At 60.6% G+C, this 12,141-nt stretch carries 10 protein-coding genes; 6 read left to right on the plus strand and 4 right to left on the minus strand.

Going from position 1 to position 12,141, the window contains the following annotated elements; all coding sequences use genetic code 11:
• Window positions 1–77: 77 nt before the first annotated feature.
• From btsR to ppiA, 3 genes are all read right to left on the minus strand, one after another.
• The gene (gene btsR, locus ACJ8J5_RS22410) at window positions 78–803 is read right to left on the minus strand and encodes a two-component system response regulator BtsR (protein ID WP_025304522.1); all 726 of its coding nucleotides are present in this window, start codon (window positions 801–803) and stop codon (window positions 78–80) included.
• The gene (locus ACJ8J5_RS22415; protein WP_033639224.1) at window positions 803–2,488 is read right to left on the minus strand and encodes a sensor histidine kinase; all 1,686 of its coding nucleotides are present in this window, start codon (window positions 2,486–2,488) and stop codon (window positions 803–805) included. The genes btsR and ACJ8J5_RS22415 overlap by 1 nt, the downstream gene beginning before the upstream one ends.
• 155 nt (window positions 2,489–2,643) lie before the next feature.
• Window positions 2,644–3,213, minus strand: coding sequence for a peptidylprolyl isomerase A (gene ppiA, locus ACJ8J5_RS22420; protein WP_049294941.1), 570 nt, complete (start codon window positions 3,211–3,213; stop codon window positions 2,644–2,646).
• Window positions 3,214–3,566: 353 nt separating this feature from the next.
• Here ppiA and ACJ8J5_RS22425 point away from each other — a divergent pair, with 353 nt between their 5' ends.
• The 4 genes from ACJ8J5_RS22425 to tsgA all read left to right on the plus strand — a co-directional run bounded on the left by ACJ8J5_RS22425 (window position 3,567) and on the right by tsgA (window position 7,636).
• On the plus strand, window positions 3,567–3,905 hold the full coding sequence (locus ACJ8J5_RS22425) for a PTS lactose/cellobiose transporter subunit IIA (protein ID WP_025304525.1): 339 nt from the start codon (window positions 3,567–3,569) through the stop codon (window positions 3,903–3,905).
• The gene (locus ACJ8J5_RS22430) at window positions 3,902–5,209 is read left to right on the plus strand and encodes a 6-phospho-beta-glucosidase (protein WP_025304526.1); all 1,308 of its coding nucleotides are present in this window, start codon (window positions 3,902–3,904) and stop codon (window positions 5,207–5,209) included. Before ACJ8J5_RS22425 ends, ACJ8J5_RS22430 begins: the two co-directional genes overlap by 4 nt.
• Window positions 5,210–5,279: 70 nt before the next feature.
• Window positions 5,280–6,260 carry a LacI family DNA-binding transcriptional regulator gene (locus ACJ8J5_RS22435; RefSeq protein WP_025304527.1) on the plus strand — a complete coding sequence of 327 codons (981 nt, stop codon included), beginning with the start codon at window positions 5,280–5,282 and terminating at the stop codon, window positions 6,258–6,260.
• A gap of 191 nt (window positions 6,261–6,451) precedes the next feature.
• The gene (gene tsgA, locus ACJ8J5_RS22440) at window positions 6,452–7,636 is read left to right on the plus strand and encodes an MFS transporter TsgA (RefSeq protein WP_025304528.1); all 1,185 of its coding nucleotides are present in this window, start codon (window positions 6,452–6,454) and stop codon (window positions 7,634–7,636) included.
• A 54-nt stretch (window positions 7,637–7,690) separates the two neighbouring features.
• On the opposite strand, the gene ACJ8J5_RS22445 is transcribed toward tsgA, so the two are convergent.
• On the minus strand, window positions 7,691–8,959 hold the full coding sequence (locus ACJ8J5_RS22445; RefSeq protein ID WP_038629982.1) for a cytosine deaminase: 1,269 nt from the start codon (window positions 8,957–8,959) through the stop codon (window positions 7,691–7,693).
• A gap of 303 nt (window positions 8,960–9,262) precedes the next feature.
• Here ACJ8J5_RS22445 and nirB point away from each other — a divergent pair, with 303 nt between their 5' ends.
• Together nirB and nirD are read left to right on the plus strand one after the other, a co-directional pair.
• On the plus strand, window positions 9,263–11,812 hold the full coding sequence (gene nirB / locus ACJ8J5_RS22450; protein ID WP_149570044.1) for a nitrite reductase large subunit NirB: 2,550 nt from the start codon (window positions 9,263–9,265) through the stop codon (window positions 11,810–11,812).
• Window positions 11,809–12,135: a nitrite reductase small subunit NirD gene (nirD, locus tag ACJ8J5_RS22455; RefSeq protein WP_038878129.1), complete on the plus strand. Its 327-nt coding sequence runs from the start codon at window positions 11,809–11,811 to the stop codon at window positions 12,133–12,135. The genes nirB and nirD overlap by 4 nt, the downstream gene beginning before the upstream one ends.
• Window positions 12,136–12,141 lie beyond the last annotated feature (6 nt).

Here is a 12,141-nt window from a genome sequence, read left to right on the forward strand (position 1 = left end):
CCGTCAAGGACAAACAAAATGGGCGCCGTCGGGACGCCCATGATGCCTGTCTTTTCAGAATCCCCCTAAGACCTGCGTCACCCCCGCAGCCCCAGTTGCTCCTTCAGCGCTTTCAAATAGCGCCGGCTGACCGGCACCGGATCGCCGGCGGACATGATCATCTCCGCCGCGCCGCCTTCTTCGAAGCGGATCTCGCGCACCTGCTCCAGGTTGACCAAATACTGCCGATGGCAGCGCACCAGCGGCGTACGGCTTTCCAGCGTGCGCAGCGTCAATTCGGTGAAACACTCCATGCCGTCGCTGCGCACCACGAATACCCCGCTCAGTTTGGAACGGATCGCCAACACCTCGTCAAACCGCAGCAGATAGATACGGCTGTGGCCGGTGCAGGGAATGTATTTCAGGTAACCGGCGCTCTCATCCAGCGCCGTCACGTCCTGCGGCGCACTGCGCTGCCGCAGGCGTTGCAGCGTCTTGCTCAGCCGCTTCGGCTCCGCCGGCTTCAGCAGATAGTCGAAGGCGTGCTCCTCGAACGCCTGCACCGCGTATTCGTCGTAGGCGGTAAGAAACACGATGTGCGGCATCCGATTGGGATCCAGCATGCCGACCATTTCCAGCCCGCTGATACGCGGCATTTGAATATCGAGAAACACCACGTCCGGCTGCAGCCGGTGGATCTGGCTGATGGCTTCGATGGCGTTGGCGCATTCGCCGATGATCGTGATCCCCGCTTCGGCCTCCAGCAGATGGCGCAGGTTGTCGCGCGCGGAAGGCTCATCGTCAACAATCAGTGCGTTTAACATCAGGCGGCCCTCTCCATGGGAACATTGAGCGTAATGCGGGTATAGGCGTCCGGCCGGCAATCCACCCGCACGCCATAGCCTTCGCCGTAGCGCACGCGAATGCGCTTATCCACCAGGTTCATCCCCAGCCCGCTGCAGTTCGGCTTCGGCTGGAACAGCCCGGCATTGTCCGTCACCTGCAGCAGCAGATGCTCTCCTTCGCAGCAGGCGCCGATTTCGATGCGGCCCACGCCCAACAGATGCGAGGTGCCGTGCTTGATGGCGTTCTCGACGATCGGCTGCAGCGAAAACGCCGGCAGCCGCGCCGCCAGCAGCGCCTCCGGCAGCGATACCGCGATCTCCAGCCGATCGGCGAAGCGCGCTTTCTCAATCTGCAGGTAGGCGTTCACATGCTCAATCTCGTCCGCCAGGCTGACTTCATCATCCGAACGTTTGAGGTTTTTACGAAAGAAAGTCGAGAGGGACTGCACCAGATCGCAGGCGCGTTCGCCATCGCGGCGGATCACCGCCACCAGCGTATTTAACGCATTGAACAGGAAATGCGGATTGACCTGCGCATGCAACAGCTTGATCTCCGACTGCGCCAGCAGCTGCTTGTGGCGCTCGTACTGTCCGGCCATGATCTGCGCCGACAGCAGGCTGGCGATGCCTTCACCCAACGTACGGTTGATGGTGCTGAACAGCTGGCTTTTCGGTTCGTACAGCTTGATGGTGCCGATGACCCGCTGGTTTTCGCCGCGCAGCGGGATCACCAGCGTCGATCCCAGCTTGCAGGCCGGATTGATCGAGCAGCAGTAAGAGAGCTGATTGCCGTCGGCGTACACCACCTCGTTGTTGTCGATGGCGCGATGCGAATGCACCGAGGCGATCGGCGTGCCCGGCAGGTGGTGATCGTCGCCGATGCCGATAAACGCCAGCAGCTTGTCACGATCGGTGATCGCCACTGCACCGATACCCAGCTCCTGATAAATCACCCGGGCGACCTTCATGCTGTTTTCCTGATCGAAGCCCTGGCGCAGGATGCCCTCGGTGCGCTCGGCGATCTTCAGCGCCTTGGAAGAGAAAGCGCTGGTGTATTTCTCAAACATCGCGCGCCGATCCAGCAGGATTTGCATGAACATCGCCGCACCGACGGTATTGGCGATCATCATCGGCAGCGCGATGTGCTCTACCAGCTGCAACGCCTCGTTGTAAGGACGCGCCACCGCCAGAATGATCGCCATCTGCAACACTTCCGCCACCAGCGCCACGCCGCCGACGAACAGCGGATTGAACAGCAGCTCGATGCGCCCGCGGCGCATGGCGATGCTGTGTACGATGCCGCCGACCAGGCCTTCCGATACCGTGGAAATCGCGCAGGCCACGTCGGTCATGCCGCCGAGCGTATACCGGTGCAGGCCGCCGGTCAGCCCGACCAGAAAGCCCACCGACGGCCCGCCCAGCAGCCCGCCCAGGACCGCGCCTATCGCGCGGGTGTTGGCGATCGAATCCTGAATGTGCAGCCCAAAATAGGTGCCCATGATGCAGAACACCGAGAAGATCACGTAGCACAGCAGCTTGTGCGGCAGGCGAATAGTCACCTGCATCAGCGGGATAAACAGCGGGGTTTTGCTCAGCAGATAGGCGATGACGAGATAGACGCACATCTGCTGCAACAGCAACAGCACCTGGTTAAATTCATACATGGCAGCAACTCATCCAGAGACAACAAAGGGCGAACGCCGGATTTCCGGTCTGGTTATTGTCTGCCGATTAGAGCATGGGGCACGGGAGAAAACAGTGATGAAGGCAAGGCTTCGTGAGGAAGGACGGCCGACCCCGGCGGGATCGGCCAAAAAACTTACGGCAACACCTTGGCCGACAGAATCACCACCGGTTTGGTCGGCACATTCTGGTAAGGGCCGACGTTACCGGTCGGCACCTGAGCGATCTTGTCCACGACGTCCATGCCTTTCACCACTTTGCCGAACACGGCGTAGCCGAAATCGCGCTGGCCGTGATCCAGGAAGGCGTTATCCGCCACGTTCAGGAAGAACTGGCTGGTGGCGCTGTCCTTGTCGGCGGTGCGCGCCATCGAAATGGTGCCGCGCAGGTTGCGCAAGCCGTTGTCGGCTTCGTTCTTGATTGGCGCCTTGGTGGATTTCTGCTGCATGTCAGCGGTGAAACCGCCGCCCTGAACCATAAAGCCCGGGATCACGCGATGGAAAATGGTGTTGTTGTAGTACCCGCTGTTCACGTAATCGACGAAATTCTGGGTGGAAACCGGTGCCTTCTGACTGTCGAGCGCCAACTCGATATTCCCTGCCGAGGTGGTCAGCATGACGTGGGCTTCACCGGCGGCGAGCGCCGCTGGCGCCATCGCTGTCAGGGAACACAGCGCGACGAAGGTCACTAAAGTACGTTTGAACATTAACGGGTCCTTTCTCTGAGAGACAAACAACGGAAAAGCGCTTTGATTCTAAAGAGCTGTATCGGCAAGTACCAGCCATTTACCTATATTTACCCAATTACGGGACATATCCTAGGCGGCCCTGAATTTTGCTGCGGAAAGTATGGGCGCAGAAGGCTTTTTTGCCAACCGCGTCACGCATTTTTTGCCCAGCGCCGCCCCGGGGCGTTTTTTGCGATCTACCTCCCAGTTTGCACACCCGTTGCCGTTACCCTATATAAATGAGAGCGCTCTCATTATAAAAAGAACGGATACTGAGGTATCCCACGGCGGCGTAGCCGCGCAACCCCTGGAGAAATGACGTGAGTGAATTGATGACTGAAGTCAGCCCCGAGTTTGAAAGCACCATCATGGAACTGCTGGTGTTCTCCGGCAGCGCGCGCAGTAATGCGTTGATGGCGTTGCGGCAAGCGCGCGCCGGTGACTTCGCCGCCGCGGCCAAACACATGGTCGAATCCAAAGAGTGGGTGAAGAAGGCGCACCTGATCCAGACCGAGCTGATCGGCCTGGACGAAGGCTGCGGCAAGCTGGCGATCAACCTGATCACCGTGCATGCGCAGGATCATCTGATGAACGCCATGGTCATCCAGGATCTGGCCGACGACATGATCGAGCTCTATCGCCGTCAGTCACAGACGGAGGGCCGCTCATGAACACGCTCAAAATCGCGGTGATTGGCGGTGGCAGCAGCTACACTCCCGAACTGGTCGATGGGCTGATCCAACGCATCGATGAGCTGCCGGTCACCGAACTGGCGCTGGTGGACGTCGAGCCAGGCCGCCAAAAAGTGGAAACCATCGCCGCCCTGACCCGCCGCATGCTGGCGCGCCACGGGCTGGAACAGGTGAAGGTCAGCGTGCACTTCGCGCTGGACGACGCCATTCACGGCGCCGCTTTCGTGCTGACCCAGTTCCGCGTCGGGCAACTGCCGGCGCGCGCCGCCGATGAACGGCTGGGCCTGAAATACCAGCTGCTCGGCCAGGAGACCACCGGCGTCGGCGGCTTCGCCAAGGCGCTGCGCACCATTCCGGTGATGCTGGATATCGCCCGTCGGGTGGAAAAGCTGGCGCCGGACGCCTGGATCATCAACTTCACCAACCCGGCCGGCATCGTCACCGAGGCGGTGTCCCGCTTTACCAAAGCGAAGATCATCGGCCTGTGTAACGTACCGATCAGCATGCATCACATGATCGCCAACATGCTGCAGGCGCCTTACGCCGACGTGCAGCTGCGGTTCGCCGGTTTGAATCACATGGTCTGGGTGCATCAGGTCACGCAGCAGGGGCGCGACGTCACCGGCAACGTGATCGACATGTTGTGCGACGGCGCGGCGCTGACCATGAACAACATCAAGGAAGAGCCCTGGCAGCCGGACTTCCTGCGCGCGCTCGGCGCCATCCCCTGCCCGTACCACCGCTATTTTTACCAGACCCGCGAGATGCTGGCGGAAGAGATGGCTGCCGCCGGCGAGCGCGGCACCCGCGCCGAGCAGGTGATGCAGGTAGAAAAAGAGCTGTTCGAGCTGTATGCCGATCCGCAGTTGAACAGTAAACCGGAGCAACTCAGCTTCCGCGGCGGTTCTTTCTATTCCGAAGTTGCGCTGGAGCTGATCCGTGCTATCCATAATAATCTCGGCACGCAATTAGTGGTCAACACCGCAAACCGCGGCGCAATCCATGGCCTGCCGGACGATGCTGTGATAGAAATCAACTGTATCGTCGATGCCCAGGGCGCGCATCCGCTGACGTTCGGCCCGCTGTCGGAACCGATGCAGGCGCTGACGCAGCAGGTAAAAGCCTACGAGCGCCTGACCATCGAGGCGGCAGTGCACGGCGATCGCCGCAGCGGCTTGCTGGCGCTGATCGCCAACCCGCTGGTGGGCAACGCCAACCTGGCACAGCCGTTGCTGGACGAGGTGTTGACGATAAACGCGCCGTACTTGCCGCAGTTCAGGTAAGCGCCGGCGCGGTATGACAGGGGTTCGGCACGCCGAACCCATTTTTTTAGCCGTAATCAGGAGTTGGACGATGGTGACACTGGAAGATGTCGCGGCGCTGGCGGGCGTATCGCGCGCCACCGTATCGCGGGTAGTGAACGGCGACAGCAACGTCAAGGCGCCGACCCGCGAGAAGGTTGAACGCGCCGTCGCCCAGCTCGGTTATACCCCCAACCCGGCGGCCCGTGCGCTCGCCTCCAGCCACAGCAATACCCTCGGGTTGGTCACGACGTCGTACCGCGGTGGCTTCTTCGGCGCGCTGATGGACTTCGTGCAGACCGAGGCCGAATCCCACGGCAAGCAGCTGCTGGTGACCCAGGGCCGCAACAGTGCCGAAAACGAATGGCAGGCGGTGCAGCGGCTGTTCAGCCTGCGCTGCGACGGCGTGATCCTGCACGTGCGTTTTCTCAGCGACGATCGGCTGCGCCAGCTGGCGGCGGAGCAACGTGATTTCGTGTTGCTCGATCGTCTGGTGCCGGGGCTGGAAGACCGCTGCGTCACCTTCGATCACCCGCTTGCCAGCCGCATGGCGACGCAGCAGTTACTCGACGCCGGGCACCGGCGCATCGCCTGCATCAGCGGCCCGCGCGAGCGCCCGTCGAGCCGCCTGCGGCTGCAAGGATTTGAAGAGGCGATGCAGGCGGCGAATATCGAGCCGGTAGCCTGTCTGGAGGGCGTCTACGATCTGGAAAGCGGTTACCGCTGCGCCGATCATCTGCTGCAGCAAACCGCACTGCCCAGCGCCATCTACTGCTGCAACGAAGAGATGGCGATCGGCGCGCTGCTGGCGATCAACGAGCACCGCCTGCGGGTACCGCAGGATATCTCCTTGATCTGTTACGACAGCGGCGAACGCGCACCTTTCGTGCGCCCGGCGTTGAGCAGCGTACATTTTCCCATCAGCGAAATGGCCCAATACGCGGCGCGCAGGCTGATCGACCCTGCCACCCCGGCGCACCGGTTTGAGCCGACGATCATCAACCGTGATTCCATTGTGACGGTACGCAAATAGATCACAATAATGCGTATCATCCCTTCATGGGTTGCATCAAAAAATCGACAGCCATCACAAAAAATCCCGTTGTCTGTGCTAGGATCCGCCCCCTGGTGGCCTGATCGGGACTTTTTTCTGCGTTTGCCAGGAAAAGCCAGCGGCCTTATGCCAGCTTTAAAACCTCTAACAGACATATTCAGGCCTATACAATGAATGACAGTAACCGCATACGGCTTACCTGGATCAGCTTCTTTTCGTACGCGCTGACCGGTGCTTTAGTGATCGTCACAGGGATGGTGATGGGAAACATTGCAGAGTACTTTAATCTGCCGGTTTCCAGCATGAGTAACACCTTTACTTTCCTCAACGCCGGTATTTTGATTTCGATCTTCCTCAATGCCTGGCTGATGGAAATCATCCCGCTGAAGCGTCAGTTGATCTTCGGCTTTGTCCTGATGGTGCTGGCGGTCGCAGGGCTGATGCTCGGCAAGAGCCTGACCATGTTCTCGCTGTGCATGTTTATCCTCGGCGTGGTGAGCGGCATCACCATGTCGATCGGCACCTTCCTGATCACCCACATGTATGCCGGCCGCCAGCGCGGTTCGCGCCTGTTGTTCACCGATTCCTTCTTCAGCATGGCCGGGATGATCTTCCCGATCGTCGCCGCGATGCTGCTGGCCCGCCATATCGGCTGGTATTGGGTTTATGCCTGCATCGGCCTGCTGTACGTGGGGATCTTCGTGCTGACCCTGTGCTCCGACTTCCCGGTGCTGGGCAAGAAAGGCGCCGATGCCGGTCAACCAGTCGAGAAAGAAAAATGGGGCATCGGCGTGCTGTTCCTGTCGATCGCCGCGCTGTGCTACATCCTCGGCCAGTTGGGCTTCATTCAGTGGGTGCCTGAGTACGCCACCAAGTCGTTCAACATGGACATCGGCCAGGCCGGTAAGCTGGTGAGCGACTTCTGGACCTCTTATATGGTTGGCATGTGGGTGTTCAGCTTCATCCTGCGCTTCTTCGATCTGCAACGCATCGTCACCGTGCTGGCCGCGCTGGCTACCGGCGCGATGTACCTGTTCGTCAGCACCGACAATCCGGAGCACCTGGGCTACTACATCATGGCCCTGGGCTTCGTTTCCAGCGCCATCTACACCACGCTGATCACCCTCGGCTCGCTGCAGACTAAGGTCTCCTCGCCGAAGCTGGTCAACTTTATCCTGACCTGCGGTACCATCGGCACCATGCTGACCTTCGTGGTCACCGGCCCGATCGTGGCGAAAGGCGGCGCGCATGCGGCGCTGACCACCGCTAACGGCCTGTATCTGGCGGTGTTCGTGATGTGTCTGCTGCTGGGCTTCGTGACCAAGCACCGCAGCCACGGTCACGTGACGCACTGATTTCTTCGCATCAAATACATCAAGGGCGCCCGCAAGGCGCCCTTTTTTTGCGCCTTAGCGCCGAAAATCCACCGTCTCCTCCTGCTGCAAATGCAGCGTGGTTTCCGCCGGCCGCGTTTCGGCGATCACCGCACCCTGGCGAATCGAATAACGCACCGGCGTCTGGCGACGCACCGCGTCGAAGCCGCTTTCCGCCGGCAGGATCACCAGGTTGGCGCTGTTGCCGGCCGCCAGGCCGTAGTCGCTCAGGTTAAGCGTGCGCGCGCTATGGTGGGTGATCAGCTTCAGTCCGTCGTCGATTTGGCCATAGCCCATCAGCTGGCACACGTGCAGCCCCATGTGCAGCACCTGCAGCATGTTGGCGGTGCCGAGCGGGTACCAAGGATCGAACACGTCGTCATGGCCGAAACAGACGTTGATCTCCGCCTCCAGCATCTCCTTCACTCGGGTCACGCCGCGCCGTTTCGGGTAACTGTCGAAACGGCCCTGCAGGTGAATGTTCACCAGCGGATTGGCGACGAAGTTGATGCCGGACATCTTCAACAGACGGAACAGCCGCGAGGCGTAAGCGCCGTTGTAAGAGTGCATCGCCGTGGTGTGGCTGGCGGTGACTTTCGCCCCCATCTCCAGCTTCAGTGCCAGCGCCGCCACGGTCTCGACGAAGCGCGATTGCTCGTCGTCGATTTCATCGCAGTGCACGTCCACCAGCCGATCGTATTTTTGCGCCAGCGCGAACGCCTTATGCAGCGACTCCACGCCGTACTCGCGGGTGAATTCGAAGTGCGGAATGGCGCCCACCACGTCGGCCCCGAGCCGCAACGCTTCTTCAAGCAACGCTTCCCCGTTGGGGTAGGAAAGGATCCCCTCCTGCGGGAAGGCGACAATCTGCAGCGTCACCCAAGGCGCCACTTCCTGCTTCACCTCCAGCATGGCGCGCAGCGCGGTCAGCGTGGGATCGGAAACGTCGACGTGGGTGCGCACATACTGCACGCCGTTGGCGATCTGCCACTTAAGCGTTTGCCAGGCGCGCTGTTTGACGTCTTCATGAGTCAGCAGCGCTTTGCGTTCAGCCCAGCGCTCAATGCCCTCGAACAGCGTGCCGGACTGGTTCCAGGCCGGCTGACCGGCGGTCTGCGTGGTATCCAGGTGGATATGCGGTTCGACGAACGCCGGCAACGCCAACCCGCCCTGCGCATCCAGCACGTCGCTGCGCCACTCCTGTCCTTCCGGCTGTGGCACCAGATGCGCGATGCGCCCCTGCTCGATTGCCAGTTGCCACAATCCTTCATGCCCGCTTAAACGCAGGTTGTCGATAAACTTCAATGGACGTTTCGCCACCCTTCACCTCTGCCGTTGCGCTGGTTTTCTTCATCATACTGGCAGCGGATCGCGCTGACAAAGTCGCCGTGCCATGCCTACCCCTTGCGTTTACTCCCTGCGGGGTAATTTACCTGCAAACTGACTCGCTTCAGCTAAAGATGAATAAAATCCGCAACTTATCAAAAAACGTGAAAAATCATTCATATACCACGTTAGAGGTATATAGGGGTGTGATTGATTTGCATCAATAAATTGCTCATCGGGAGAGATAAGGTAAGCCTAGGAAACCAGAATTTTGAGGCAATAATGAGCAGAGTCAAACTTGCCGTCGTCGGCAATGGCATGGTCGGCCACCGGTTCATCGAAGATCTGTTGGATAAAGCAGACAAAGACCAGTTCGAAATCACCGTCTTTTGCGAAGAGCCACGCATCGCTTACGATCGCGTGCACCTTTCCTCCTACTTCTCGCACCACACCGCCGAAGAGCTGTCGCTGGTGCGCGAAGGCTTTTACGAAAAACACGGCGTAAAGGTACTGGTCGGCGAACGCGCTATCACCATCAATCGCGACGAGAAGGTCATCCACTCCAACACCGGCCGCACCGTCTATTACGACAAGCTGATCATGGCCACCGGCTCCTATCCGTGGATCCCGCCGATTAAGGGCTCGGATAGCCAGGACTGCTTCGTTTACCGTACCATCGAAGACCTGAACGCCATCGAAGCCTGCGCGCGCCGCAGCAAACGCGGTGCGGTAGTCGGCGGCGGGCTGTTAGGGCTGGAAGCCGCCGGCGCGCTGAAAAGCCTGGGGGTGGAAACACACGTGATCGAGTTCGCTCCGGTACTGATGGCCGAACAGCTCGACCCGATGGGCGGTGACCAGCTGCGCCGTAAGATCGAGCGCATGGGCGTCAAGGTTCACACCGGCAAAAATACCCAGGAGATCGTCAACGGCGGCGGCACGGCGCGCAAAACCATGCATTTCGCCGACGGTAGCCTGCTGGAAGTGGATTTCATCGTGTTCTCCACCGGCATCCGCGCCCAGGACAAGCTGGCGCGTCAGTGCGGGCTGGAGGTTGGCCGCCGCGGCGGCATCGCCATCAACGACAGCTGCCAAACGTCTGATCCGGACGTGTACGCCATCGGTGAGTGCGCCGCCTGGCGCGATCGCACCTTTGGCCTGGTGGCGCCGGGATACAAAATGGCGCAGGTGGCCGCCGATCATCTGCTGGGCCGCGAAAACGGCTTCCAGGGCGCCGACATGAGCGCCAAGCTGAAGCTGCTGGGCGTGGACGTCGGCGGCATCGGCGATGCCCATGGCCGCACCGAAGGCGCCCGCAGCTACGTTTATCTGGATGAAAGCAAAGAAGTCTACAAACGTATCGTGGTCAGCGCCGACAATAAAACCCTGCTCGGCGCGGTGCTGGTAGGCGACACCAGCGATTATGGCAACCTGCTGCAGCTGGCGTTGAACGGCATCGAGCTGCCGGAAAACCCGGACGGCCTGATCCTGCCGGCCCATGCGGGCAGCAAACCGGCCATCGGCGTAGATTCGCTGCCGGAAAGCGCGCAGATCTGCTCCTGCTTCGACGTCAGCAAAGGCGACATCATCCAGGCGGTCAACAAAGGCTGCCACACCGTGGCGGCGCTGAAGGCCGAAACCAAGGCCGGCACCGGCTGCGGCGGCTGCATCCCGCTGCTCACCCAGGTGTTGAACGCCGAGCTGAGCAAACAGGGCATCGAGGTCAACCACCACCTGTGCGAACACTTCGCCTATTCACGCCAGGAGCTGTTCCACCTGATCCGCGTCGAAGGCATCAAGTCGTTCGAGGCATTGCTGGCCAAATACGGCAAAGGTTACGGCTGCGAAGTGTGTAAACCGACCGTCGGCTCGTTGCTGGCCTCGTGCTGGAACGAATACATCCTCAAGCCGCAGCATACGCCGCTGCAGGATACCAACGACAACTTCCTCGGCAATATCCAGAAAGACGGCACCTACTCGGTGATCCCGCGCTCCGCCGGCGGCGAAATCACCCCGGACGGCCTGCTGGCCATCGGCCAGATCGCCAAGGAATACAACCTCTACACCAAAATGACCGGCTCGCAGCGCATCGGCATGTTCGGTGCGCAGAAAGACGATCTGCCGGCCATCTGGAGCAAGCTGCTCGCCGCCGGCTTTGAAACCGGCCACGCGTACGCCAAGGCGCTGCGCATGGCGAAAACCTGCGTCGGCAGCACCTGGTGCCGCTATGGCGTCGGCGACAGCGTCGGCTTCGGCGTCACGCTGGAACATCGCTACAAAGGTATCCGCACCCCGCACAAAATGAAGTTCGGCGTCTCGGGCTGTACCCGCGAATGCGCCGAGGCGCAGGGTAAGGACGTCGGCATCATTGCCACCGAGAACGGCTGGAACCTGTATGTTTGCGGCAACGGCGGCATGAAACCGCGCCACGCCGATCTGCTGGCCGCCGATCTCGATCGCGAGACCCTAGTGCGCTACCTCGACCGCTTCATGATGTTCTATATCCGCACCGCCGATAAGCTGCAGCGTACCTCGGTATGGCTGGAGAGCCTGGAAGGTGGCATCGATTACCTGCGCAAGGTGATCGTCGACGATAAGCTCGGCATCAACGAGCAGTTGGAAGCGGAGATCGCCCGCCTGCGCGACGCGGTGGTCTGCGAGTGGAAAGAGACCGTCGAGCATCCGGAAACGCAGCTTCGCTTCGCTCACTTCATCAACAGCCCGCTGCGCGATCCGAATGTGCAGGTAGTGGCCGAACGCGACCAGCACCGCCCGGCGCGCCCTGATGAGCGCATTCCCGTCACCCTGATCGATACCGAGGAGAGCCACGCATGAGCCAGTGGATTACCGTTTGTCCCGTCGCCGACATTCTGCCCGGCACCGGCGTATGTGCCCTGATCGGCGATCGGCAGGTGGCGGTGTTCCGCCCCTATGCCGACGAACAGGTGTTCGCCATCAGCAATATCGACCCGTTCGCCCAGGCCAGCGTGCTGTCACGCGGGCTGATCGCCGAGCATCAAGGCGAACTGTGGGTCGCCAGCCCGCTGAAGAAACAGCATTTCCGCCTGTACGACGGCCACTGTCTGGAAGATGACAGCCGTTCCGTCGCCAGCTTCACCAGCCGGGTGGTCGACGGCATCGTGCAAGTCGCGGCATAACCTTTC

The sequence above is a fragment of the Serratia sp. CY43202 genome, from assembly GCF_052168755.1.
Classification (GTDB): domain Bacteria; phylum Pseudomonadota; class Gammaproteobacteria; order Enterobacterales; family Enterobacteriaceae; genus Serratia; species Serratia bockelmannii.

Excerpts from the sequence above, each read along its gene's own strand:
- btsR (WP_025304522.1), bottom strand. The coding sequence starts at position 803 with ATGTTAAACGCACTGATTGTTGACGATGAGCCTTCCGCGCGCGACAAC.
- ACJ8J5_RS22415 (WP_033639224.1), bottom strand. The coding sequence starts at position 2,488 with ATGTATGAATTTAACCAGGTGCTGTTGCTGTTGCAGCAGATGTGCGTC.
- ppiA (WP_049294941.1), bottom strand. The coding sequence starts at position 3,213 with ATGTTCAAACGTACTTTAGTGACCTTCGTCGCGCTGTGTTCCCTGACA.
- ACJ8J5_RS22425 (WP_025304525.1), top strand. The coding sequence starts at position 3,567 with ATGACTGAAGTCAGCCCCGAGTTTGAAAGCACCATCATGGAACTGCTG.
- ACJ8J5_RS22430 (WP_025304526.1), top strand. The coding sequence starts at position 3,902 with ATGAACACGCTCAAAATCGCGGTGATTGGCGGTGGCAGCAGCTACACT.
- ACJ8J5_RS22435 (WP_025304527.1), top strand. The coding sequence starts at position 5,280 with ATGGTGACACTGGAAGATGTCGCGGCGCTGGCGGGCGTATCGCGCGCC.
- tsgA (WP_025304528.1), top strand. The coding sequence starts at position 6,452 with ATGAATGACAGTAACCGCATACGGCTTACCTGGATCAGCTTCTTTTCG.
- nirB (WP_149570044.1), top strand. The coding sequence starts at position 9,263 with ATGAGCAGAGTCAAACTTGCCGTCGTCGGCAATGGCATGGTCGGCCAC.
- nirD (WP_038878129.1), top strand. The coding sequence starts at position 11,809 with ATGAGCCAGTGGATTACCGTTTGTCCCGTCGCCGACATTCTGCCCGGC.